Raw genomic sequence first — 21,925 nt, 5'->3', positions numbered from 1 at the left:
TTAAAAGCGGGCGTCCACCGCCAAGCGAAGGAGGCTACTATTAAGTAGCCTTCGTAGCGCGGAGCATTCAACGTCACAAGTTCTTGTATGCGATAGTTGAATGCGGAGTCTCATACGCGGCAAGAGAAATCTTGCCGCTCTTTTTTTTCTTTGTACAGAATATTTTATTATTTTTAGACAAACTTTAATAGAACTATTTACCAGGGAGAATTTTATGAAACTTGCGATTGCTATTTCGGGCGGTGGTGCTCTTGGCATCGGTCCTTTGCAGTTTATGCGCCGTCTGGAAGCAGACCTTTCTTCTCATCTTGCTGACGCAGGCGCTGCTTTTGCGGGAACCTCAACCGGTTCTATCGTTGCGGCAGGTCTTTGCTCCGGCATGACAGCAAGCCAGCTTTACGACCTTTACAGATGCAATTTGCCAGCCATCTTTACCAAGGTCAAAACACCGCAATTTTTGAACATTCTCTCTTCGGATTACCATCGTTACGACAATACGAATCTCAAAAAGCTCTTGCAGCAGAATTTCCGTTACAAGATGTACGAATTCAAGAAGCCCATTTTTATCCCTTCAACGTTCATGAATGGCGATAGCGTTGAAAAGGTCTGGGACCGTGGCGATGGCATGTCTGACCAGTGGTTTGCTGTGCTCTCGAGCTGCTCTGCCCCAACGTATTTTGATCCTGTAAGTCGCGAAAAGAATGGTAAAACGGAAATTTATTGCGATGGCGGCATGTGGTCCAACGACCCCATCATGGTTCTGGAATCCGGTTTGAACAAGGTCAAGGAATTCAAGGACAACTACAAGATCCTCTCATTCAATACGGGAATGCGTTCTGCCAATAAAGCACCAACCGACCACAGTATCATCGGCTGGGGTAAATACATCATGGAAGAATGGGTGGCACGCACAGGCAGATCCGGCTATTTCCAGGCATGCGCAAACATTGGCGAAAAGAACGTTTATCGTGTCGTTCCCGAAGTCGATAAGAAATACGCCATGGACGACCTCTCCGTTATCGATACAGTTTCTGACATCTGGGATAAGCTGTACGACCAAATCGGCAAGGAAGTGTGCGAATTTGTGAAGTCGACAGAACCGGCTCAGAAATTGACGAAAGACTAAAAATCCATAAAGAAGTCGAAAACAGCATCTATAAGTCTTTCTGACATACACTTATGGGATATACTCCGCCAATCACCTTGGTGGGGTATGTTTTTTTTAACAAAAAATCAAAAATTTAAGGTTTTTTGCAAAAAAAAAAGTATTTTATGGACGACTATTACATAATTGCATTTACAGAGGAATTTCATGAGCTGGTCTTACTCAAGAGAGCATCAAAAGAATATTCTTTGCATGATCATGGCTGGTGGACAAGGGAGCCGTCTACAGCCCCTCACCCGCGACCGTGCAAAACCCGCCGTACACTTTGGCGGAACCTACCGCATTATCGACTTCGTCCTCAACAATTTCATCAATTCCGGCATTTTCAAGATCAAGGTTTTGACGCAGTTCAAGAGCGATTCGTTGAACAAGCACATTTCTGCCGCCTGGAGCCTGAACGCAAGTTTGGACCAGTATGTGGACCTCGTGCCCGCCCAGATGCGTACGGGTGACGAATGGTACCGCGGTACTGCCGACGCCATTTTCCAGAACATCAACTTGATTACCGACGAACGTCCGGACCTCGTGGCGATTTTCGGTGGCGACCACATTTACAAGATGGACATCAACCAGATGATTGATTTCCATTTGAGCCGTGCAGCCCTCCTCACGATTGCGGCTATTCCGGTGCCGGTCGAAGAAGCTCGCGAATTTGGCATTATCGAAATTGACGCGGACAACCGCATGATCGGTTTCGAAGAAAAGCCGAAAGAACCGAAGCAGATGCCGAACCGTCCGGGTTGGTGCCTCGCCAGCATGGGTAACTACCTCTTCACGAGCAAGTTCCTCGTGCGCGAACTTTTGAAGGGCGCAAACGACGGTGCAACGGACTTTGGCAAGCACATCATTCCGCGCTTGTACAAGGAATACCCGGTGTACGTCTACGACTTCAACACGAACATCGTGCGTGGCGAAAAGGCTTCTACAAAGGGCTACTGGCGCGACGTGGGTACGCTTGACGCCTTCTTCGAAGCAAACATGGACCTTTGCTCCGAAAATCCGCCGTTCGACCTTTACAACAACTACTGGCCGATCCGTACATACAACTGGAATCAGCCGCCTGCACGTTTCTTTGCGGGCGACAACGAAAGCCATCAGGGCGCAGCCGTCGATTCCATCGTTTCTGCGGGCTGCATTATCGGTGGCGGTACGGTTGTGAAGAGCATCCTCTCGCCGGGTGTTACCATCCAGAAGGATGCCCTCGTCGAAGAATCCATCCTCTTCCCGAACGTGACGATAGGCCCGGGTGCTAAGGTGCGCCGCGCAATCGTTGAAAAGGGCTTGCATATTCCGGCCGGTTTCCAGATTGGTTACGACCTGGAACGCGACAAGCAGCTCTTCCACGTGACCGAATCCGGTATTGTTGTCCTCGCCAAGGATACTATCATAAAAGCCTAGCAAGGCTCGCGCTCGAAGAGCGCCAGGCGTAAATACATAAAGTCTCGGAAGTGCCCGCCATAGCGCGGGCATTTCCTTTTTACGTTAAAAACCCTATATTCACGCTAGGTTTTGTAAAAACCTCCCCAAAAGCGCCATAAATTTCTAAATTAGCGCGCATGAACGAAGAACAAAGCGCTAAATTCTCTCAGAAGTTACAAGATATTGCTAAGGCTCCCAAGTACCGTGGGGCTATTTTCCAGATTGAAGCCGATGAAAAAGGCCTCGCCCTCGTCGATGTGAAGGAAGCAAGCCTCAAGGTCTACTTGATGATTGACCCGGAATGCGACAAGATTTTGGAAACGCGATTCTTTACGTACGGCGGGCCGCTCTTTACCGCCCTTGCCGATTCGTTCTGCCGCAAAATCCAGATGGCTACGGTCGATGACGCCTGCAAGATTACCGCCGAAAGCCTCGAAGAAGAATTGCGCGACACGCCGGACGTGCGAGCCATCCCGGAGGACGCCGTAGAAATAAAGCAGATGAACACGCTCATCTCAAAGATTCTGCTCGTCTACCCCGAAAAGAAGGCTACGGCAATCATCGTTCGCGAGAAGATGGAACGCATCAAGTACCGCACGCAAACCGCTGAAGGACGTGCCGAAGCTGATGCAGAATGGAATGCGCTTACCAAAGTTCAAAAAATCGAAAAGATTGAAGCATGGTTGCACCAGACCGTCCGTGGAACGCTCCAGGGCGATGGTGGCGACGTGCAGATTCTCGACTTGACGGACGACAACCGTTTGCAAATCCGCTATCAAGGCGCATGCGCCGGATGCGGCAGCGCTATGGGCGGCACGCTCTTCTACATCGAAGATGAGCTCAAGAATAATGTCTATTACAACTTGATCGTCGAACCGGAAGACCCGCTCGCAAACCTCCCCCAGAATCCGGATTTGCCGGGCCTGGATGACAACAATCCGCCTGCTAGTTTGTTCTAATTACAAGTCGTTAGTCATTGGTCTATAGTCATTAGTTATTCGTTTTTTGAGCCCACCCTGCGTGGGCTTTTTTCTATATTTCCTTTGGAAAAATCCACAAAGGAAATGATATGTCCGAAGAACTCGTTTTGAAATTCGTTGACCCGCAGCCGATGCGCTACGGTGAAAACTCCCACCAGTCCGCTGTATTCTACCGCGACCCGACCTGCACCGAAGCAAACCTCGCTTCTGCAAAGCAGCTCTGGGGCAAGGAACTTTCTTTCAACAACATCGTCGATGCTGACGCCGCCCTCGAAATGGCTCGCGAATTCAGCGACGGCAATGCTGTCGTGATTGTGAAGCACATGAATCCGTGCGGTCTTGCTACGGGCGAAACGCTCCGCGAAGCTTTGGAAGCCGCTTGGGCAGGTGACCCGGTGTCCGCTTTCGGTTCTGTGATTGCAGTGACCCGCAAGGTTGACCTCAAGACGGCCGAATTCCTCAAGGGCAAGTTCGTTGAAATCTTGCTCGCTCCGGCTTTCGATGACGACGCTCTCGAATTCCTCAAGAACAAGTCCAAGGACATTCGCCTCCTCGAAGTTGGCGAAATCAAGAAGGCTACGCCTTGCAAGGTTTACAAGCACGTGATTGGCGGTATGCTCGTCCAGGACCGCGACATCGGTACTTGGGAAAAGTTCGAATGCGTAACGAAGGCTCAGTTCCCGAAGAACAAAGAAGACCTCGCCCGCTTCACTTGGCTCGTTACCAAGCATACAAAGTCTAACGCTATCGTGATGTGCTACGAATACAAGCCGGGTTACTTCCAGGTGATGGGTCTTGGCCCGGGTCAGCCGAACCGCATTGACTCGAACCTCCGCCTCTGCCAGCCGCGCGTTCGCGACAACGTCGCACGCCTCCCGGAAGCAAAGGAATTCTTCGACGAAAACGGCAAGCTCATCAACGAAGCAGGCCTCAAGGCTCTCGAAAAGAAGGTCTTCGGCGAAGTCGTTATGGGTTCTGACGCATTCTTCCCGTTCCCGGACAACGTCGAAGCCGCACACGATGCCGGCGTCCGTTACATTGTTCAGCCGGGTGGCTCCAAGAAGGATGACCTTTCCATCGAATCTGCAGACAAGTTCGGCATTGCGATGGTGTTCACCGGAATGCGCCACTTCCGCCACTAATTTATTATAAGGTAAGAATGATTCCAGTATCTCAGAAAGAATCAAACCAAAGGGAGAAGGACCTGTATTACGCAGTCCTCTCCTTCTTGAAGTCTGTCCGCAAAGCCGGGAAAACGACCGCCAAGGAATGGAGTGATTACCGTTCCAAGCTTAGTGGTATTGCACCCTCGCCCGAAATGAGCAAGGCAACCGACATGTGGACTATGGATAACCTGGATCAGTTCCAGCCGGACAAGACACAGCTCCCACCGTTGAATGACATGGAGTCTGTCGCTAAGGTTTCTCCCGAGTTCTTGTCTCAGTTGCTTGAGGCTTTGTACTACGGCATGCTGAACTTGACTCAGGCGAATCTTATTTCGGACGAAATTCAGGACGCAGACCCGGATTGCGTGAGTACGGCATCCCTCGAAGAATTGTTGGTCAAGCTCTGGATCGGAAACGCGAAGAGCTATAGAAAAATTGTTGTGAATTAAAATGAACGAACGAGTACGTGTTATTGGTGGCGGTCTTGCAGGCTGCGAATCGGCTTTACAATTGGCAAGCCGTGGTTTTCAGGTAGATTTGTACGAAATGCGCCCCAACAGGCAGACGCCCGCCCATAGGGATGGACACCTCGCCCAACTCGTCTGTTCTAACAGTTTCAAGGCTTTAGGCATAACTAGTGCCCATGGCCTTTTAAAAGCGGAACTCACTCTGCTCGGGAGTTTCCTCTTGGATTGCGCTCGTGAAGCGGCAGTGCCAGCAGGCGATTCCCTGACGGTGAACCGCGACATTTTTAGTGAACTTGTCGAAAAGAAGATTGCAGAATTCCCGAACATCACGCTGCACCGCGAAGAAGTGACGAGTCTCGAAGGCGATTGCCCGACGCTTGTTGCCGCAGGGCCTTTAGCAAGTGATGCTCTCGCCGACGATATTTTCAAGCGCCTCGGCAGTAACCGTCTGCACTTCTTTGATGCGATTGCTCCTGTCGTCGAGACAGACAGCATCGACTTTAACCATGCGTTCTACATGAACCGCTGGGAAAAGGGCGAAACGGCAGACTTTATCAACTGCCCACTCGACAAAGAAACTTATACAGAATTTGTAAACAAGCTCTGCGAAGCAGAAGCAACCGAACCGCGCCCGTTCGAAAAGCGCGAACTTTTTGAAGGCTGCCTGCCGGTTGAAGAAATGGCGCGTCGTGGCTACGAAACACTCCGCCACGGACCCATGCGTCCGATTGGGCTTGGGCTTGGAAACAACGGACATCTGTGGTATGCCGTGATCCAGCTCCGTGCCGAAAACAAGCAGAAGACTTTGTTCAACATGGTCGGTTTCCAGACGCGCCTCAAGTGGGGCACGCAAAAGGAAATCTTTACCATGGTGCCTGCGTTACGAAACGCAAAATTTGCACGCTTCGGCTGCATGCACCGCAACACGTTCATCGAATCGCCGAAGTTCCTTGATAAGACGCTCCGCTTGCGTCCGGAACTCGATTGCGCCAAGGATATTCCGCCCACGTGGTTTGCAGGCCAGATTACGGGTTCTGAAGGTTATACCGAAGCGGTTGCTACAGGTTGGTACGCCGCATGGAATATGGCGCAGACGATTTTGCACGGACACGCCGACCCGCTCCCAGATGAAAGTTGCATCGGCTCCTTGATGAACCGCCTTGTCGAAGAGAACGAGGATTTCCAGCCGATGAATTTCAACTTCGGACTCCTCCCCCATCACGAAGGCTTGAAAAAAAAGAACAAGAAAGAGATTCTTGCAGAACGAGCTGAACGCGCCGTTCGCGAATGGATTGCGGCCCGCAATATGGCATAAATTATGCGTGACGAGATCAAACAAGCGATTTTGCAACAAGAGCTGAAAGACGGGGAAATGCTCCCGTCTGTACGCAAGCTGATGAAAACGTTTGGAGTCTCATCGGGAACCATTCAGGGCGTGCTCAAGCAGCTCTCTGAAGAAGGGTTCATTTACAGCATCCGCGGCAAGGGATTCTTCTGGGGCAAGGCTCCAGACGCCAATGATCTTGCACAAATGCTTTCGAAAACGGTCCATCGCGAAACCGTGCTCGAACGCCTTGAACGAGAATTTTCAACGGACTGGGAAAAGGGATTCCTCGACCCGAATAGGAATTTGCCGCTTGCAAAGGAACTCTCCGACCGCTATAACGTGTCGCAGACGATTCTCCGCAAGTTCCTGATTCATAAAGTGAATCAGGGAATTCTTGTCCGCAGAGGGCGTTTGTACGCATTCGCTTCCCCGCTCAAGACAAAGACGGTCAAGAATTTCAGCGAGATTTTGTTCGTCACGCGATGCAATTCGTGGGGCGGCTTTACCGCCGAAAGTGAACGCGAACTCGACTTTTTGCGTCTCGTTTACCAGACCGCCGGTGAACAACATTTCAAGCTCATTCTGCTCGGCATAAACGAAGAAAGCGGCAAGCTCATTGACCGCAGTGGAAAAGTCTGCCGTCTGACAGATTATCCGAATGCTATCGGTGCAGTGCTATCGACACTCTTGGTGCAGAACCCGCATGCACTTTTGCAGCTCTTTTACGGTGTGAAATACCCCGTCTCCGTGTGGTGGGAACACCCGTTGCAAAACATTCCACCGAGATTCTTGAGCAAAAATAACTGGGCGTTTTTCAACTCCACATTCGGAGAAATCCCGGGCCAGCAGCTCGGCAAATACCTTTTGCAAAAAGGCATCAAGAAGGTCTGTTATTTCTCGCCGTACCATAACAGTTCCTGGTCCAAGGACCGCTTGACAGGCCTCATGAATTCGGGGCTAGAAGTCATTGCATTTACCGATGACGAATATGCAAGCCCGTGGGACTACAAGGAAATCGCAAGACAGAGAGTCTCGAGATTTTCCGTCGAATCGTACGCCCGTAATCTCGTGAAGAAAAAGCTTTTGCAGTTCGCCAAGAATGTTCCTGAGGATTGCAACTGCTGGGTCTGCGTAAATGATGAAGTCGCAGGTATTTTCTACGAAATGAGCGATGACGGCGATTGCACATTGCCAGGCGATAAGACCGACCCGAACGTGCTCGGATTTGATAACTCCGCCGAAAGCTACTTGTTGCGCATTGCATCGTACGACTTTAACACAAGCGCACTTATCAAGCAAATTTTCTACTACATCGAAAATCCCGATGGATTCGGGAATAAAAAGCGCCTGCACCAGATTCTGGGGCAGGTCATTGAGAAATAGTTTAATAGTCGTTAGTAGCTAGTCAATAGTTATTAATTAATCGCGACATGCGCCAAAAACTAATGACCATAGAACGACCATTAACTAAACATTCTTATTCACGATAATCGTCTTAGCTTCGAAGGTTTCGCGGTCAATCCACTTGACCATCAAGGAAACCTTGTTGTCAGCGTTGAGAGCGTCCCAATAAGTCTTGAGCGTTTCTTCGGCGGTAGCGAAAATCGGCATAAGCTTCGGAAAACCGTTGAAAGACGGAATCGGCTTGCCATCCGTTTCGTATGTGCTGATGAAGTGTCCAAGACCGTTCAAAGCCTTTTCGAATTCAAACGTCATGCGTTCGCAGCCAGCATCTTCGCTGTTGCCCCTGCTCTTGAGGATGGAGAGCTTGTAGATAGCCGGTTCAGCATTCTTGTAGTGGATGCCGGAAATACGCGGCGTGAAGTTCGGAGCATCGTCTTCGTACTGGCGAGTGCGAAGAGCGCTTTCGAACGTGCCACCGAGCTTAATGGCGTTGTAAATCGTGTCCGTCTGGTCGCCGTTCGTGATGATCTGCACGTCCTTCGTATGGCGAGCCGGATAGTAAATGATGAGGTGCGGGTCCGTGAGCTTGGATTCATCGAAAGCCTTGGTCTTCATAAAACCAGTGTCGGCTTCGATTTCAAACACGCGGTTGCGGCTGTTCACGCTGCGACCCATGATCCAGTAAACCTGCACGTAAGACTTGCCATCGGCGCTTGTGCCAAGCACAATGCCACGGCCCGGATACGGGTTCTTGGAGAGGTCGTTGAAATTCTGTTTTGCATCTTCTGTGTAGTTCATATTGATTTCGGCGTGCCAGCGGCACTTTGTTGTAGGTTTAAACTTATCTCTTCGGGTTGTAATTGTTCATCAGGACCATTGCAAGGGCAACGCAGAACATCACCACGCTACCGACAACCACTTGCTGTTTGTGGTCATATTCGCGTTTGACGTAAGTCGGATTTTCTTCGTTGAGTTCCTGGAGCGTTGGGCCTTTGGCGAGAGTTGAGGAATCTACGCCATAGACCTTTTCCTTTTGTTCTTCCGTCATGTTCAACGTGCTAACATAGGAACTGTCCGAGCGGTCCATCTTTGCAAAAGCAGAGGTCGGAAAAGCAAGAAAGAGAGAAACAAGAAATGCAAAAACAAGGCGCTTCGACATGCTCAGCGACCTTGTTACCCTAGTCTCTAGTCTTTCGTCTCTCGTCTTAACCTTCCTTAGCGAGCTTGTCGAGAATCTGGTTCACGAGACCCGGGTTGGCCTTGCCACCGGACTTGCGCATTGTCATACCCACGAGGAAGCCCTTGAGTGCAACCTTACCGGCCTTGAATTCTGCGAACTGTGCAGCGTTAGCGGCGCAGACTTCGCGAACAACAGCTTCGATAGCGGCGGTGTCAGTCACCTGCACGAGACCCTTTTCCTTCACGATAACTTCAGGATCCTTGCCCGTTTCAAACATTTCGGCGAACACGGTCTTTGCAATCTTACCATTGATGGTGTTGTCTGCAATGAGGTTCACGAGAGCGCAAAGCTGTTCCGGCTTGATCTTGAGAGCAGAGAGGCCACCTTCAAGGTCCTTCATCTTAGCGAGGAGTTCCGTGATGACCCAGTTAGCAAGCACCTTACCGTTCTTGCAGTTCTTGGCGGCGGTGTCGTACCATTCGCTCACGTCGCGGTCTTCGGTCAGCACCTGGGCATCGTATTCAGAAACACCGAAGTCCTTCATGAAGCGTTCGCGGCGTGCATCCGGCAGTTCCGGAAGGGTGCGGCGGATTTCTTCGACGAAGGCCGGGTCAGTCACGAGGCGGACCATATCCGGTTCCGGGAAGTACTTGTAGTCGTGTGCGTCTTCCTTAGAGCGGATCACAATCGTCTTGTCGGCGTTGGGATCATAACGCTTGGTGCATTGTTCGACTTCCTTGCCAGCATCGAGCGTCGATGCCTGGAGGTTCATTTCGCAGTAGAGAGCCTTTTCGAGGTTCGTGAAGCTGTTCAAGTTCTTGATTTCAGCGCGGATACCGAACGGAGCGTCTTCAGATGCGCGGAGAGAAATGTTACCGTCGCAGCGCATGTTGCCGTTTTCCATGTTGGCGTTAGAAACGCGAGTGTATTCGAGCGTCTGCTTGATCTTCTTCAAGACGAGCACGGCTTCTTCCGGGCTACGGATGTCCGGTTCAGTCACGATTTCGCAAAGCGGCGTACCGCAGCGATTTGCGTCAAAATGGCTCTGGGACGGGCTCATGTCGTGGATAAGCTTACCGGCGTCTTCTTCCATGTGAATACGGGTAATGCCCACGCGCTTCTTGGTGCCGTCAGCCTTCACAATTTCAAGCCAGCCGTTCTTGCAAATCGGATGGTCATAAACCGGAAGTCCACCCGTCTGCGTAATCTGGTAACCCTTCGGAAGGTCCGGGTAGAAGTAGTTCTTACGAGTCCACATGGCGTTCAAATCGATTTCGCAGTTGAGAGCGAGGCCCAGGCGAATGGCGTATTCCACAGCCTTCTTGTTCGGCACCGGCATTGCACCCGGCATACCGAGGCAAACAGGGCAAACGTGCTTGTTCGGGCTTGTGTTCACTTCAATTTCGCAGCCACAGAACATCTTTGTCTTAGTGGCGAGCTGGCAATGGATTTCGAGACCAATAACAGGACAGTAATTAGACATGTTAAACTCCAATAAATTTTACGCGGAAAAGATAGTATTTTAGAACTTAGAACTTAGAGCTTAGAACTTAGATATGCTTGTAAAACGCTCTAACCTCAAAGCGAAGCGTGCTCAATGCACTAAAGGTGCGAGCCCACACCCCGTAGCCTAAAGTTCGTCCAATGTCACAACAAGCGCATCAGTTGCGTCACGGAAATTTGCACATTCCGAGAGGATGCAGTCGGCACCGTTCACAAACGCCGTCGCCAAGCGCAGCGATTCCGCTTCGGTCAGCTTGTGGTTTGTACGGGCTGCAGCCGCAAAAAGCTCCGCAGCCTTGAGCGACACATCGGCATTCACTTCGCAAAGACGCACATTCGCAGACTTCTCAAAAAATTCGCGATACTGCCTAGCAAGTACGCCGTCATTGGCGCCATACGCCTTCTTGCAAATTTCAAACAACGTCACAGATGAAACCAAAACCTGCACATTATTTTCATACACGCCATCGAGCACACCCGAAACAACCGGATAATAATCCGGATGCATCTGCAAAAGCCTAACGAGCGGCCCCGAATCCAAAAATAAAATACGACTCTGTTCAATCGACTTAATCATCTTCTTTGACCGGTTCGTAGATTTCCATGTAAGCGGCATCGTGGCGCTGTCCAGAACGCATCATCTTAAAGCGCCCCGCACGCGGATAGAAATACCAGTTCATCCATTCGCCACTCATGTCCGTACGCTTAGTCTTGATGGCAATCGGTTTTTCGCCATTGTAGAAATCGCGTTTGTGCGGAATTACGCGTTCCATAGCGCGGTACGTATGCACCGTATTGCCAGCCTTGCGTTCAATCGTTCCGTGGCCGTCTTTGCTCCAGGTGATGTTCACAATGCCATGTTCATCTTTTAGCGGTTCGCATGTATCGAAACCGCTTGCGCACCACAGATATTTTGGATAAGAGAAGCTATAGGAATCCAAATTAAATGTTTCAACGATACGGTTGTTACCCTTAAACGTCGGATAATTGCCGGCAAGCGTGTATTCGCCAGCATTGTAATCTTCGCAGCCGCGCTGAGCCACGCGAACAACTCGGTTAAACACATCCACGCCAACGGCACAGCCTTCTTCTTGGTAAACAAAGCGAGCATGACCATTGATGTTTTTCTTTTCGAGATTACCCATTTCGATTTCGGCTACGTTATCGTCCTTACCATTCTGCACAACAATGTTAAAGCGGCTAGCGTTGCTCGGCGAACTCTTGAGAACCACGCGTCCCGTTTCAGAGACGTATTCCCCACTCAAGTCTGCGTATTCTTGCATAAAACGGTCCAGCTCCGAACGCTTGACCCACACATCACCAAACTTGCAATTTACCGGTACATAGCGCGGCGGAGCTTTCGGCTCGACCTCTTCATAAGTGACAACTCTTTGCTTTTTGGTAACGGTCTTGTATTTCCCGTTTTTGCCACGAACCTTTTCCTGAACATCCACAAAACTTTCGTGTTCAATTCTGTCCTTCGGAATCGGGAGTTCCTTAATGGCATCCGAAGACATCAAATACCCAAGCGGTCGATTTTCGTCTATATTCCCATCAATTTTCTTATAGACATTAAGTTTCATCTGGGCGAATGCGCTCGCCGTTAAAATAACCAACACCACCAACAAAATTTTTTTCAAAACAATCACCTCTTTTGGATATTTAAATTAGATTATTGGGGGCTTTATATGTAGTAAAAAAAAGATTAAGATTTTTTTTCTAACATTTAATCGAGTATTTAAACCCGGATTTATACCAAGGAGATCCACAAATGAAGAAAATGTTTCTTGCAACTTGCCTGCTTGCAGCATCCGTTTTTGCAGCACCGAGTGCAGAAGATGTTAAGGCAGCAACTGAAAAGCCGGCAGTAGAAGCAAAGACCGCTGTTACCAAGGCAAAGGCTGCAACCACAAAGAAGAAAGCAAAGGCTAAGGCAAAGGTCGAAAAGGCCGCTGAAGATGCCAAGGCTACTGCAGCAGCTGCCGATGCTAAGGCTCAGGAAGCCGCTAAGGCAGCAGAAACAGCAAAAACTGCAGCAACCGAAGCCAAGGATAATGCTAAAGCCGCTGTAGCCGAAAAGGCACCGGAAGCAGAAGTCAAGGCTCAGGAAACAGCAAAGGCTGTAGAAGCAGCAGCTGAAGCCGCTAAGGCTGACGCCGCAACCGCCGTTGAAACAAAGGCTCCGGCAGAACCGATTATTCCGGCTATCGCACCGACTCCGGAAGCACCGAAGGCTGAACCCGCACCGGTTGCCGAAGTCAACGCCCCGGCAGCTCCAGCACCTGTTGTCGCCCCCGCTCCGGCTGTCGAAGTTCCGACAGAAGTTGCACCGGCTGAAGTCGCTTCCGCAGAACCGGCTTCTACTACGAGCCGCAAGAAAAAGAAGATGATCGAAAACGCAGTCTTTACCGTCAACCAGATTGATTTCGACATCAACGCCGACTTCGAACTCGAAGCAGGCAAGGTTCTTTGGACAACCGAAGACGATGAGAATTCGGATAACTTTGAAACCTGGAGCGGTAAGGCCAACCTCGCTATCCTCGCTGAAACACAGAACTTCAAAGGCAAGGTTGCTCTCGCCTTCTATCCTGGTGACTTGAAGACCGATAGCGACAACCACGCCATTGGTGGTGCAGAAGACTACTTCACTCTCGATGAAGCTTGGGCTTACCAGAGCAAGGATTGGTTCAGCTTCAAGGTCGGTCGTTGGGACAACACCGATAAGAATGGCGACTACTTCGGTGGCTATATCGATGGTTACAAGAGCGGTTTCCTTTCTACGCAGGATCCGGAAAACCAGTTTGAATTTGGCTTCAATGTCAACGAAAACATGGATATCGCCCTTTCCTTCATCAGCACGGCTGCCCACCTCAACAACGGTGACCTCCGCCTTGTGTTTAACTTCCACGATCTTCCGAGTCTCGAATTGTTCGATATCCAGCTCGGCTACCGTAGCAACATCTTTGACAGAGTTCACGATAGCAAAGCCAAGATCCAGCACAATGCATCTCTGAAGGTTCGCGCTCCGATCGTTCCGGATTTCTTCACGGTCTTTGCTGAAGCAGCCCTCATGGACCTTGCTGACGACCTCGCAGTACCTGTCACTGGCGGTTTCGAATTCAACTTCAAGACTGTTGACCGCGTCATTCTTGAAGCAGAATACATCAACCATCGCAGAAGACATGGTTTCTATGAAGTCCAGACCAAGCATATCAAGGACGTTCTTGCAGCACTTTATCTTGAAAAGGCGCTCACGGATCGCTTCTCCCTGTCTGCCGGCCTTCACAACTACTACGGTTCCAGAGACGTGATGATTTCTGGCAACCTGGTGGGTAGAATAAACTAATAAGACTGCTCGGCTCTTGAGCAAAGCAAGACTCCGTCTTCGCCTCGCTCTCGCCAACGCCCTCGGTTAATACCGAGGGCTTTTTGCTCACAGACTACTGCAAAAACAGCCTGGCTTTACAAAGGCACCTTGCTTGGCAGGGTGTTTTTTTATATTACTGATAAATGGTTTGTTTTAAGGAGGATATGGATGAAATTATTAAGAACGCTTGCGGTAGCGGCGACACTTGCGCTTGTGGCATGTGGTGACGAAAATGCGGTCGCACTTAACGAGCCTCCTGTATCAAGTCAAGAGGATTCTAGCTCCAGCTCTGATGTAATCGAAACAAGTTCCTGTTCTGAAACGGTAGTCACAAGTTCTAGTTCACAAACACCCTCCACAGAAATATCAAACGGTTCCATCATCACCGATGGCAAAGTTGTCGATTTGCGCGATGGCAAAACATACAAGACAACGGTCATCGGAAATCAGGTGTGGATGGCTGAAAATCTCAAATTGGATGTTACCCAATACGTTGATGACGGAACATATAATAACGAATACGGTTTTTATGACGCCTTATGGAACAGTTATTTGTATGGCGAAGTTTTAGACACTAGCGAGCATTTCTACCCGTGGAACATCGCCATCGATACAGCCGGATTATTTGGAACAAGTGCCAAAGGTTGCGGCTTCGAGTCTCCATGTAATTTAACGGGAATGGTTCGTGGAATATGCCCCGAAGGTTTCCATATTCCCAATCCATCAGAGGTCGAACAATTGATTAGAGCAATAGGCGGAAAATGTGGAACAGCACAAAAGCTTAAAGCCCAAAATTCAGAATGGAAAATTAACAACGGTACCGATGAATTCGGTTTTGCAGTACTTCCTGCCGGTTATTATGCCATATGGTGGGGTGATGGCATGGAAGGTTTTACTTTTGAATACGAAAGGAATCCTCCAACAAAATTTTTAACAACAGCAGATACACTTACTTGGAGTATCGCAACCGAAGCAACCTATGATAGCGGCGTTAGAGAAGAATACGAAGTCGTTGCTGTTTATGAAGAATACCACGGATACATGAGTTCGCTCCGTTGCGTAAGAGACGAACCTGCCGGAGTTGATTGGGTGGACCCACCTCTGCCAACCGCGCCCGCCTTGCCAGATTTTGAATACAGTGAATTCACCGATGAACGCGATGGACAAACATACAAGACCGTTGTTGTCAACGGCAAAACATGGATGGACCAAAACTTAAATTACGTATTTGACGTTGTGGATACAAATGCAGCATGTAGATTAAACGAAGAAAATGATGATGATGAAGAATATGAAGATGAATGCAAAAAATCTTCTGATTATTCCTGCAAACATCCACTTATCGGAAGCCCTGTAAGTTGTAAAAACAAATACAGCATAGACGACACTTACTGCAAAGAACATGAAGCCACTTGTAAAAACTATGGAAAATTCTACACCTGGAATCAAGCTTTAATCGCATGTCCCTCAGGTTGGCATTTACCCGACAATAACGAAATAGAGGACTTTATGGAATCCATCAACCCCTATACCGTTTATGAAGGGGAATGTCTTTTAAAGCATACCAGGTTCAAAAAAATTGAAGATCCAGACTTAAACAAACTGTTATATAAAGATTTTGGAATGGACTATTTCCAAATGCAATTCTGGACTTCAACCATAGCCAATTTCAACGACGATTACGCAAACACTTCTGGTTACGCATGTCACAAAACGGACTTGCAAAATGTCCGCTGCGTAAAAGACTAGCAGTCACTTAAAAATCATAAAAGAAATCCTGCGATGACCTCGCAGGATTTCTTTTGCAATTACTGCCTACTGTCTACTGCCGACTGATAACTGCGGCGAAGCCGCTAGAAGCCCTTGCGTTCCAGGTCGAGCAAAAGCGCCTGGAGAGATTCTTCGACCGAAGCACGGAAGCTATTCGATCCAAGGCTGCAACTTGCAACGACTTCGTTACCGGAAGAAATTCGAATGACATCAAAGCCATTTTCGGATGTAAAGCAGACAGTCAAACCTTTATTCAGAGCTTTTTCGAGTAAATCGCGCATAGCGACTCCTTTAATGAGGTGATCAAAAAACTTGGGTTGGCGCACCAACAAACTTAAACTAGGCTTTTTTACCCCAAAAAACAAGCAAATAATTTTGTTTTTCCATAAATTCTTTGTATTTTAAAGGTATAGGGGGCTATTATGTTCGATTTTCACATTCATTTAGCACGATTACCCCAAAAAAAGCAGCTCGCGCAGTTGCTTTTAGAACGCAATTACGACTTTATAGCGGTTTCTTGCGAACCCTGGGAATGGGAAGAAGTCTCGCAACTGAAAAAAGAGTTTTCGACCGAAATCAAGCCTTTTAAAGTGACCTACGGAATCCACCCGATGATTGCAACGCAGGCCTCTCGCGAAACGTTAGCCCAACTGCGCACCCGTTTAGAAGAGGATCCGTTTGCCATGGTCGGCGAAGCGGGTATCGACAAGCGCTATCCGGGTTACAACGACGGCACCCAAGACCAGATTTTTTTGGCGCAAGCCGGACTTGCATTGGAACTCAAGCGGGATTTGCAAATACACTGCGTTGGGGACTATATGCACGTGCTGAAACTTTTGGAAGAAGCGGGGTTTGAGTCCGTGGCTCAAACCGATAGAGCCACAAGCGCGCCGTCACGAGAAGCGCCACGCCCGATATTCCACCGTTTTGGCGGGGATGCAAATTTCGTGAAAAAAGCCCTCCCCTATGGAGCGCTCTTTTCCCTGCACGAGGATAGTTTCCGCAAAAAAACGACCACAGCCGCTATCAAGCTCATTCCTGAAAGCAACGTATTCTTCGAGACTGATGCCGATGAATCATTCCTTGAGCCTGCGGAGCTTCTTGAAGAACTAGAAGGTCGTCTAGAATCAGTTCGGCTCGCCTACGCCAAGAGCCTTGAGTAAAGGATCCGCCGACCGGACGGTCGCCGCCTGAACTTGAATATTTGCGAACGCTCGGAACACTTCGAGCGTTTTTTTTGCCATTTCCACAGGCGTTCCGCGTCCGACCTCGAACACCGCCTGCAACGGAGACATACCTAGGTAACGCATACTGCATGTGCAGAGACTGCTGATTTCGCCAAGCACGCGCGGGTCCGGTGAAGGCGTTTCTGCAAATGTCGCAACAATGACACCCTTGCGGAGCGCAAGCCCCTGGATGCGCAAGCGGCCCGCCAAAAGTCCAAGTTCGGTCACGAGCAAAAGCATCTTTGCCGGTGTCGGCACTGGGCCAAAGCGGTCCTGCAATTCGCTTTCGATGTTCTGTACATCCGCCTGCGATGTGATGCGAGCAATGCGCTGGTACAGCGAGATTCTCGTGAGACCGTCTTCCACGTAATCTTCGGGAAGGTACGCATCCACGCCGATTTCCACACGCGGCTGAATTGGCTTTTCAAGAGCGCCACCGCGCAGCATTTCGACCGCTTCGCGCACCAAGCGCACATAAGTTTCAAAGCCGACTTCGGCAATAAAGCCGTGCTGTTCCTGACCAAGCAAGTTCCCTGCACCGCGAATTTCAAGGTCGCGCATGGCAAGCTGGTAGCCGCTGCCGAGATCGGTAAACTGTTCCAAAGCCTTGAGGCGGCGCATGGATTCCTGCGAGATTTCGCCACGCTGCGGAATGACGAGGAACGCCTTTGCCAAGACGCTGCTGCGGCCCACACGTCCACGCATCTGGTAAAGTTGGCTAATGCCAAAGTGGTGCGCGTTCATGATAATAATCGTGTTCGCGTTTGGCACGTCCAAGCCCGATTCAATGATGCTTGTACTCACGAGAATATCGAACTTGCGCGAAAGGAAAGCATCCATCACGCGTTCAAGTTCATGGTCTTCCATCTGACCATGGGCCACAGCGACTTTCGCATCAGGAGCCATCGCTTCGATATCTTCGGCAAGTTTCGTAATCGTTTGCACGCGATCGTTCACCACAAACACCTGGCCGCCACGAGCAAGTTCATCAAGAATCGCGTTCTTCAAGACTTCGTCATCGCGCTGCATCAGCTTGGTCTCCACCGGCAAACGGTTAATGGGCGGCGTATTAATAAGCGAAATGTCGCGAACGCCCGTCATGCTCAAGTGCAGCGATCGCGGAATCGGCGTGGCACTCATGCTGAGCGTATCGACAGCAAGGCGGAGCTGGCGCAATTTTTCCTTTTGCTTCACGCCAAACTTTTGCTCTTCGTCGATAATCAAAAGTCCCAAATCCTTGAACTCGCTCTTGTTCGATAACAGCGCATGCGTTCCGATGACGATGTTCACGGAACCTTCCGCAATCTGCTTGAAGATTTCCTTTTTTTCCTTGGCACTCTTGTAACGGTTCATCAAGGCGATGTTGACCGGATAAGCGGCAAAGCGTTCGCAGAAATTTTCGTAATGTTGTGCCGCAAGAATCGTTGTCGGCACGAGAATGGCCACCTGCTTGTTGGAAGCCACGCACTTGAATGCCGCACGCATCGCAACTTCGGTCTTTCCAAAGCCCACGTCACCGCAAATGAGGCGGTCCATCGGGCGACGGCTTTCCATATCGCGCTTGATGTCGGCCGTGGCGCGGAGCTGGTCTGGCGTCGGATCGTATTCGAATGATTCCTCGAATTCCTTTTGCATGTTGCCATCAGGCGGGAAGCCGAATCCTTCGACAAGTTCGCGTTTCGCATAAAGTTCCACAAGGTCACGCGCAATCTTGATGACCTTTTCCTTGACGCGCTTCTTGATGTTTTCCCAAGTCTTGCTGCCGAGGCGGTCGAGCTTGGTTTCCACATCGTCCGAGCGGTCGAGGCGTTCAATCTTTTGCAAGTCCGACACAGGGAACTTCAGGCGATCTCCGCCATCGTATTCCAGCAATGCGCAATCGACCATACCGCCGTTGACTTCCACGCGGACAAGTCCCAAGTAGCGACCAATACCGTGGTCTTCGTGCGCCACCAGGTCACCGCGATTGAGCGATTCCACCATCAACGCATTCGTCACCGAGCCCGCAATCTTGTGCTTACGAGCCTTGTTCGCATGGCGGTTTAGAATTCTCGATTCCGTGAGAAACGCAACGTTATCGTCTTCGAGCCAAAAGCCTTCGCTCAAGTTTCCGATAAAATAATCTTCGACCGGCAAGCCGTCAAAAATTTCACGCAAGCGGTTCACGCCGCCAAGCGTCTGGGCCATCACATAAACGCGACCGCCCTTGTCGTAAAATTCCTCAATTTCTTTGGCAACTGCATCCGTGCCGTTCGAGGTAAAATCTTGCGGACGCATGTGCATCTCATGCCAGTTGCCGTCATCCACCTTGACACGAGTCATATCCAGCGACGCGCGGCCTACGAACAAACGCGAAAGTTCGCCAATTTTGAACCAAATATCCGCAGGGGCTGCAATTCCAGCATCAGCCACGCGGGCTTCATCATAAGCACCGCGGAATGCACCATACATTTTCGAAGCTGTTTCCGAAAGCAACGAAAGTTCTTCAAAAACAAGTGATGCACGCGGCATATAATCTAAGAGGCTCGCGACCAAACGCTGGTGATTCGGTCGATGCCACCACAGCGATTCTTTGGAACATTCCTCGCCCGCCATCACCGATTCCGGCACCGTAAATTCCCCCATCGGGAAGAACTCGATATGCGTCATCTGCTCCAACGAGCGCTGCGAGAAAATATCGAACGCACGGATGGATTCAATTTCGTCGCCGTAAAATTCAATACGAATCGGATGTGGATACAAAAGACAGTTCACATCGACAATGCAACCACGAATCGAAAACTCACCCACGCCGCTCACCATCGGCTGTTCTACAAAGCCATGGTCCAAGAACCACGGGCGTAAAGACGAAGGTTCCAGTTGGTCGCCCACGCGAAGCGAACGCACCTGACGCATAATTTCGCCCGGTTCCGGGAGTTTCATCAAGAACGCATCAAGCGGACAAACGACAACGAACGGCTTTTCGGTATGCGAAACATCGCGGAAGAACTTCAGACGTTCTTCAAGCACGCCCTCGAATGGCACCTTGATTTCGTAAGGCTTCAAGCCGAGCGACGGGAAAAAACGAACAAACTCCTCGCCTACCATGCTTTCGAGATTCTCTACCCAAACTTCGGCACTGCGGTAATCCTTTGCAATCACCAGAATGTTCTGCGGGCTTTTCAAAAAGCGGTTCGCCACCATCATCGATGCAAGCGGAACCGACGCGCCATTGACGTGAATGGCCTCGTTATCAGCATTTTCAAAAAGCGAAATCGCAGGGAACGAATTTTCTTGAAGGAATTCCGAAATGGTAAGCATAGAGGGAAATGTAGAAAAAATCTCCCTTTTCCTCGCCACGCTTTACAATTCTTGAAATATTGAGCTATCTTTATAGCGTCAAAAAGCAAAGAGGTTTTTGGCACGCACGACGCAACTTCGCCATGAAGACGCCACACGTGCAAACATTATGAAAAAAATAATTGTCGTGAACACGCCAAAGAATTGGAAGTTCCACATTCCCGAAGCCGAAATTGTCTCGGCAAAAGACTACCTTACTAATCCAGAATTTACAACCCAGAAAAACGTTCGTGTTTTCAACTTGTGCAAAGACTACAGCTACCAGAGCAAGGGTTATTATGTAAGCCTGCTTGCCGAAGCGCGCGGTCACAAGGTCATCCCGAACGTCAAGAACATCCGCGATTTCAAGGCCCCGGCAGTCGTAAAAATCATCAGCGACGAAATCGACGAGCTGATCCAGAAGAGCCTTCACAAGCTGACCGGCACAGAATTCGTGCTTTCCATTTACTTTGGGCAAAACGTCAGCGCGCAATACCTAGAACTTTCGCAGGCTCTTTACCGCGTTTTCCAGGCACCGCTCCTGCGTGCAAAATTTGTCTTCAAGCAAAAATGGTTCATCCAGTCTATCCGCCCGATTAGCGTTGACGAAATTCCCGAAACGCACAAGGAAATGGTAGACCAGTTTGCCATTGAATATTTCCAGAAAGACCGCTACGTTTCCCCCAAGACGGAAGACTACGTGTATGATCTAGGCATTTTAACGAATCCCGATGAAGTGGAACCGCCGAGCAACAAGGAAGCCATCCAGCTCTTTATCGAAGCCGCTCAGGATACAGGTTTCCGCGTGGAAATGATTACCAAGACGGACTACCACCGCGTTGGTGAATTTGATGCCATCTTCATCCGCGAAACGACAAACGTCAACCACCACACATACGCATTTGCACGCCGCGCCCAGAGCGAAGGCATCGCCGTCATTGACGATCCCGACAGTATTTTACGTTGTTCCAACAAAGTTTATTTGCAAGAACTGATGACAGTCGGCAAGATTCCCTCCCCGAAGACGATTATTGCCCACAGCGAAAACCGACACACGCTCGCCAAGGAAATCGGATTCCCGATGGTCATCAAGACGCCGGATTCAAGCTTCAGCATGGGCGTCAAAAAGGCAAACAACAAGGAAGAACTTGAAAAAATTCTCGACACGATGTTCGAGCATAGCGACTTGCTCATCGCTCAAGAATTTACGCCCACGGAATTCGACTGGAGAATCGGCATTCTCGACGGAAAACCGCTCTTTGCCTGCAAATACTACATGGCGAAGGACCACTGGCAAATCTACAACTGGGATAGCAAGGACAAGAACGAGGTCTGCGGCAAGTGGGATTGTCTCCCGATAGAAAGCGTTCCGCATGGCATCGTGAAAACGGCTCTCCGCGTCGCAAGCCTTATCGGTAACGGCCTTTACGGCGTGGACCTCAAGGAAATCAACGGTCACCCGGTCGTAATTGAAGTAAACGACAACCCAAGTATTGACCATGGTATCGAAGACCAAGTTGGCAAAAAGAAGATTTATCTTGCCATCATGAGGAGCCTGCGCCACCGCATCGAAGACCGCCAAAACGCAGCACAACAAAAAGTGCTCCAACACGAAAGAGATATGTTTTTATAG

The 21,925-nt window shown here is 49.7% G+C and carries 18 protein-coding genes; 11 read left to right on the top strand and 7 right to left on the bottom strand.

The annotated features are described in order from the left end of the window. Nucleotides 1-214 precede the first annotated feature (214 nt). The 7 genes from B9Y77_RS02365 (at nt 215) to B9Y77_RS02335 (ending at nt 7,907) form a co-directional block, all read left to right on the top strand. Nucleotides 215-1,126 (top strand): patatin-like phospholipase family protein, encoded by a 912-nt coding sequence (locus tag B9Y77_RS02365; RefSeq protein WP_176221697.1) that lies wholly within the window; start codon nt 215-217, stop codon nt 1,124-1,126. Between the two features lie 186 nt (nt 1,127-1,312). Beyond that, nucleotides 1,313-2,563 (top strand): glucose-1-phosphate adenylyltransferase, encoded by a 1,251-nt coding sequence (glgC, locus tag B9Y77_RS02360; protein ID WP_014544985.1) that lies wholly within the window; start codon nt 1,313-1,315, stop codon nt 2,561-2,563. 158 nt (nt 2,564-2,721) lie between these two features. Beyond that, complete coding sequence (locus B9Y77_RS02355) at nt 2,722-3,543, top strand: NifU family protein (RefSeq protein ID WP_085490322.1); 822 nt, start codon at nt 2,722-2,724, stop codon at nt 3,541-3,543. Between the two features lie 110 nt (nt 3,544-3,653). Next, nucleotides 3,654-4,706 (top strand): IMP cyclohydrolase, encoded by a 1,053-nt coding sequence (locus B9Y77_RS02350; RefSeq protein ID WP_073424266.1) that lies wholly within the window; start codon nt 3,654-3,656, stop codon nt 4,704-4,706. 17 nt (nt 4,707-4,723) lie between these two features. Continuing rightward, a complete protein-coding gene (locus tag B9Y77_RS02345) occupies nt 4,724-5,179 on the top strand; it encodes a hypothetical protein (protein WP_085490321.1) in 456 nt (151 codons plus the stop codon). Between the two features lies 1 nt (nt 5,180). Then, complete coding sequence (gene trmFO, locus B9Y77_RS02340) at nt 5,181-6,512, top strand: methylenetetrahydrofolate--tRNA-(uracil(54)-C(5))-methyltransferase (FADH(2)-oxidizing) TrmFO (protein ID WP_085490320.1); 1,332 nt, start codon at nt 5,181-5,183, stop codon at nt 6,510-6,512. 3 nt (nt 6,513-6,515) lie between these two features. After that, the gene (locus B9Y77_RS02335; protein WP_085490319.1) at nt 6,516-7,907 is read left to right on the top strand and encodes a GntR family transcriptional regulator; all 1,392 of its coding nucleotides are present in this window, start codon (nt 6,516-6,518) and stop codon (nt 7,905-7,907) included. A gap of 84 nt (nt 7,908-7,991) precedes the next feature. On the opposite strand, the gene B9Y77_RS02330 is transcribed toward B9Y77_RS02335, so the two are convergent. From B9Y77_RS02330 to B9Y77_RS02310, 5 genes are all read right to left on the bottom strand, one after another. After that, nucleotides 7,992-8,726, bottom strand: coding sequence for an IMP cyclohydrolase (locus tag B9Y77_RS02330; protein ID WP_085490318.1), 735 nt, complete (start codon nt 8,724-8,726; stop codon nt 7,992-7,994). 43 nt (nt 8,727-8,769) lie between these two features. Next, the gene (locus B9Y77_RS02325) at nt 8,770-9,015 is read right to left on the bottom strand and encodes a hypothetical protein (RefSeq protein WP_244536543.1); all 246 of its coding nucleotides are present in this window, start codon (nt 9,013-9,015) and stop codon (nt 8,770-8,772) included. Nucleotides 9,016-9,133: 118 nt separating this feature from the next. Then, nucleotides 9,134-10,591: an Asp-tRNA(Asn)/Glu-tRNA(Gln) amidotransferase subunit GatB gene (gene gatB, locus B9Y77_RS02320; RefSeq protein ID WP_014544977.1), complete on the bottom strand. Its 1,458-nt coding sequence runs from the start codon at nt 10,589-10,591 to the stop codon at nt 9,134-9,136. A gap of 147 nt (nt 10,592-10,738) precedes the next feature. Continuing rightward, nucleotides 10,739-11,188: a type II toxin-antitoxin system VapC family toxin gene (locus tag B9Y77_RS02315; RefSeq protein ID WP_085490317.1), complete on the bottom strand. Its 450-nt coding sequence runs from the start codon at nt 11,186-11,188 to the stop codon at nt 10,739-10,741. Beyond that, nucleotides 11,181-12,260, bottom strand: a complete 1,080-nt coding sequence (locus tag B9Y77_RS02310; RefSeq protein WP_254899893.1) for a hypothetical protein — start codon at nt 12,258-12,260, stop codon at nt 11,181-11,183. Before B9Y77_RS02310 ends, B9Y77_RS02315 begins: the two co-directional genes overlap by 8 nt. Nucleotides 12,261-12,382: 122 nt before the next feature. Here B9Y77_RS02310 and B9Y77_RS02305 point away from each other — a divergent pair, with 122 nt between their 5' ends. Together B9Y77_RS02305 and B9Y77_RS02300 are read left to right on the top strand one after the other, a co-directional pair. Then, a complete protein-coding gene (locus tag B9Y77_RS02305; RefSeq protein ID WP_085490315.1) occupies nt 12,383-13,957 on the top strand; it encodes a hypothetical protein in 1,575 nt (524 codons plus the stop codon). Nucleotides 13,958-14,146: 189 nt separating this feature from the next. Continuing rightward, nucleotides 14,147-15,727 (top strand): FISUMP domain-containing protein, encoded by a 1,581-nt coding sequence (locus B9Y77_RS02300; protein ID WP_085490314.1) that lies wholly within the window; start codon nt 14,147-14,149, stop codon nt 15,725-15,727. Nucleotides 15,728-15,831: 104 nt separating this feature from the next. Here B9Y77_RS02300 and B9Y77_RS02295 read toward each other — a convergent pair whose 3' ends face one another. Then, nucleotides 15,832-16,029 carry a hypothetical protein gene (locus tag B9Y77_RS02295; RefSeq protein ID WP_014544972.1) on the bottom strand — a complete coding sequence of 66 codons (198 nt, stop codon included), beginning with the start codon at nt 16,027-16,029 and terminating at the stop codon, nt 15,832-15,834. A 141-nt stretch (nt 16,030-16,170) separates the two neighbouring features. On the opposite strand from B9Y77_RS02295, the gene B9Y77_RS02290 reads away from it, so the two are divergent. Continuing rightward, nucleotides 16,171-16,911, top strand: a complete 741-nt coding sequence (locus tag B9Y77_RS02290; RefSeq protein ID WP_085490313.1) for a TatD family hydrolase — start codon at nt 16,171-16,173, stop codon at nt 16,909-16,911. Here B9Y77_RS02290 and mfd read toward each other — a convergent pair. Next, nucleotides 16,876-20,274 carry a transcription-repair coupling factor gene (gene mfd, locus B9Y77_RS02285; protein ID WP_085490312.1) on the bottom strand — a complete coding sequence of 1,133 codons (3,399 nt, stop codon included), beginning with the start codon at nt 20,272-20,274 and terminating at the stop codon, nt 16,876-16,878. The genes B9Y77_RS02290 and mfd overlap by 36 nt on opposite strands. A gap of 148 nt (nt 20,275-20,422) precedes the next feature. Here mfd and B9Y77_RS02280 point away from each other — a divergent pair, with 148 nt between their 5' ends. After that, nucleotides 20,423-21,925: a RimK family protein gene (locus B9Y77_RS02280; protein ID WP_085491417.1), complete on the top strand. Its 1,503-nt coding sequence runs from the start codon at nt 20,423-20,425 to the stop codon at nt 21,923-21,925.

Origin of the sequence: Fibrobacter sp. UWB13, assembly GCF_900177805.1 — a bacterium.
In the GTDB taxonomy this organism is placed as follows: domain Bacteria; phylum Fibrobacterota; class Fibrobacteria; order Fibrobacterales; family Fibrobacteraceae; genus Fibrobacter.
The sequence above is the reverse complement of the archived record's forward strand: the minus strand, read 5'-3'. Positions and strand labels throughout refer to the sequence as shown.